Source organism: Paenibacillus sp. 01T422, from assembly GCF_056398785.1.
This window is the reverse complement of record NZ_JBFTQB010000946.1, coordinates 1-2,410: the sequence shown is the minus strand read 5'-3', so window position 1 is coordinate 2,410 and position 2,410 is coordinate 1. Positions and strand designations below refer to the sequence as shown.

Genomic DNA, 2,410 nt, shown 5'->3' with positions numbered 1-2,410 from the left:
ACCTTGCTTCTACAACTGCACCCAGGGCCTTAATAAACGTTCACCGGCACGAGTTTCTCTTTGCGCTTCGAGTAATACCTGACATACACTTACGCGCAATAAGCCGATTGGGCCTAATTTATTTGGTGCGCAACCGTCCTCTCATCCAACCAATCAGTACAATGCTTAGTGGATAAACAACACCTAGAATGAGGGCAAGCGGAATGTAGGTATGGTTATCCCATTTCTGCTCAAAGGCCCCATTCGGATAAACGACTTGTGCTAGTACGATCACGATTAGCCCAATCGGAATACAAAGCGATTTGTAATCACTTAGCTGGAATGTGTGTGCTAAACCTCTAAGTGTGGTATGAAAGTACATGGATGTTTTGAAGAAAATGGAAACAAGCCACAAAAAGGCCACGACAACTTCTATGCGCTGAAAGAAATTGCCGATGCTTATTCTTTGTGCCAAGGCATAACTGGGGAAAGCTTCCATGGCCGTAGTATCAGGGCCTAGTACCAGCACACTGGATACCACGAGTAAAAGTAAGGCCAGACCGCTTATTACAACGCCTACGTGGTAACCTTTTGCTGCTTTTTTTACATTAGAAACTTGATAAAGAATAGGGCCAATTGTAATAAACAAGGGGATATAGGTAAAACAGACGATTCTTATGACAGAGCGAGTGATCGGGATTGCTGTCGCTTCGCCAATCGGTAAGAGATGGTTCGTATCCATATTAGGAATATTCATGGTTATGAATAATGTAAACAAGAGGATCAGCCATGGGAAGAAAATTTCAGCAGTTCTAAGAAAAACAACCAATCCCAGCTTGGCTCCCATCATGACCACAAGCATGAACAAGATGTTAATGGACTGGATCGGCGTTGAGGGCATGATTTGAGTACTCATAAAATGGCCTACGTAAAAAACATCCTGTGCACCAAAAATAAGCGTCAGAAAAGAGATTCCCAAAGTGATGAGTCTGCCCAGCCATTTGCCAAAAACGAGGTCGTTGATGTCGAACAGGGAAGAGACCGGATATTTTTTCGAAACTGAGGTATAAAGGAGGGTCAAGATAGCACCAAGACCTATGCTCAGTAAAAGTGGTATCCATGCATCTTGTTTAACATCCGCTGCGATTGATGCTGGAATGACCAGTATAGCCGTGCCTATGGAATAAAGGATGACGATGATCATGAGTTGTCGCGGTGTTATAGACTCTTTGCCCATGCAAGCACGTCCTTGTTTAGCGGTTTTTAACTTTTTTTCTACGCAAGTAGCCAATGCTGATGAGTAAAGCGGGATGCAAGCAGCCGAAGCATAACCCCAGAGGTACCCAGGTATGTTGATCCCATTCATGGATGTAGGCCACATTGGGGTACACCATCAAGGAAAGCACGATTACGATGAGACCCGCTGGCGTTGCGAGAGATTTATAATTTTGCAGTTGAAAAAGGGAGGAGATGGCTTTGAGCGTGACATGAAAATAAAACGTCAGCTTAAAATAAATGGAAATAAACCATAAGAATGCAACCGTAACCTCGATCCGTTGGAGAAAGTTCCCAACGCTTATCTTTTTGGCTAGTGCGTAGGTTGCATAGACATGTCGTGATGATTGATCTGCTCCCATCACCAGAATGCCCAGTACTGTGATTAAGATCATCATGATCCCACTAGTTATGCCCCCATAGAAGAAGGATTTCGCGAACTTCGCAGGAAATTTCGCTTCTTTTGAAATTAGACAGACGGTAAATGCAAGTGGGAAAAAGGAATATACGATCATAAACATAGCCGGACGGGCAATGGATATGAAGTTTGCTTCACCAATAGGAAGGAGATTTTTGATATGGGACTGCGGCGCTACAAAAATCACCAATAAGAAAAACAGTAAGAGAATCCACGGAAAAAAGATTTCTGCGGTTCTCCCTAAGATGATCACACCCAGCTTTGCGCCAATGACGGTAAACGTGATCATGAGAATATGAATGGATTGGATGGGGGTAGTCGGCATAATCTGCGTCGTCATGAAGGTGCCAATAAAGAATAGAACCTGCGCACTTAGCACGAACATCATATAAATGTAGAAGAGGGTTACCGCTTTGCCAAGCCATTTCCCTAATATTTGCTCATTCATATCAAATAGCGTCATGGCCGGAAACATCTGGGCTAATTTGACATACATCCAAATCAAGAGTAATCCAACGCTTACTGCCGCTATTCCGGCGATCCAGGCATCCTGTTTCGATTCTGCGGCCAAAATAGAGGGGACGACAAGTATCGTTGTTCCCAATGAAACTAAGAAAATGAATATCATGAGCTGCCGAGCTGTTAAAGTACTCTCGTTGTTCATGCTCTGCCTCCCTATGCCGAGCTCAACTTACTTATTTAATTAACCCGATTTGCAGTAAAAGCTTGCTTAAAGGG

Annotated in this window: 2 protein-coding genes; both read right to left on the bottom strand. The window is 43.6% G+C overall.

The window, feature by feature from the left end:
• Positions 1–118: 118 nt before the first annotated feature.
• Positions 119–1,216 carry a GerAB/ArcD/ProY family transporter gene (locus tag AC1DUA_RS33870; RefSeq protein ID WP_477503918.1) on the bottom strand — a complete coding sequence of 366 codons (1,098 nt, stop codon included), beginning with the start codon at positions 1,214–1,216 and terminating at the stop codon, positions 119–121.
• Positions 1,217–1,232: 16 nt separating this feature from the next.
• Positions 1,233–2,336, bottom strand: a complete 1,104-nt coding sequence (locus AC1DUA_RS33865) for a GerAB/ArcD/ProY family transporter (RefSeq protein ID WP_477503917.1) — start codon at positions 2,334–2,336, stop codon at positions 1,233–1,235.
• Between the last annotated feature and the right edge of the window lie 74 nt (positions 2,337–2,410).